General features: G+C 73.4%; 1 protein-coding gene and 1 pseudogene. Both read right to left on the bottom strand.

Annotated elements, in window-relative coordinates:
• Positions 1-13 precede the first annotated feature (13 nt).
• On the bottom strand, positions 14-214 hold the full coding sequence (locus tag LPA54_RS38990; RefSeq protein WP_093767103.1) for a hypothetical protein: 201 nt from the start codon (positions 212-214) through the stop codon (positions 14-16).
• Between the two features lie 48 nt (positions 215-262).
• Positions 263-444 (bottom strand): annotated as a pseudogene (locus tag LPA54_RS38995) (MFS transporter); the annotation flags it as partial.

Genomic DNA, 444 nt, shown 5'->3' on the forward strand with positions numbered 1-444 from the left:
GTGAGGTGCCGGGTCATTCGCCGAGCCTCCTCAGCAACTCGGCGTGCTCCCGCGCGATGCGCTCGGCGACGGCACGCACCAGCGTGCCCTCCTCGTGCAGGTGGCGGCGCAGCGCTTCCCGCACGACCTCCTCCGGGGCGCGGTCCTGCGCGTCCGCGAGGTCGTGGAGAGCTTGGTGCACGTCGGGGTCGAGGCGGAGAACCAGTTCGGACATGGCGGGAGACTACTGTCGGCGATCACCCGACGACGACCGGTTTACGGGTCACCGCTCCCGGAGGCGGGTGGCTATCCAGACGCCCACCAGCGCCACCGCCGCCATCGGCAGGAACACCGCGGCGAAGGCGGCCGGGTGGGAGCCGGACGCCTCCGTCGCCGCGTGGCTGACGGTGCCGCCGCCGAGGGCGGCGAAAGCCGCGCCGCCGATCGCCAGCAGGAGGACGTTGG

It is taken from the genome of Streptomyces sp. DH12, from assembly GCF_020873895.1.
Classification (GTDB): domain Bacteria; phylum Actinomycetota; class Actinomycetes; order Streptomycetales; family Streptomycetaceae; genus Streptomyces.

Bases quoted from the DNA above. Each gene is read 5' to 3' on its own strand.
- LPA54_RS38990 (WP_093767103.1), bottom strand. From the start codon at position 214: ATGTCCGAACTGGTTCTCCGCCTCGACCCCGACGTGCACCAAGCTCTC.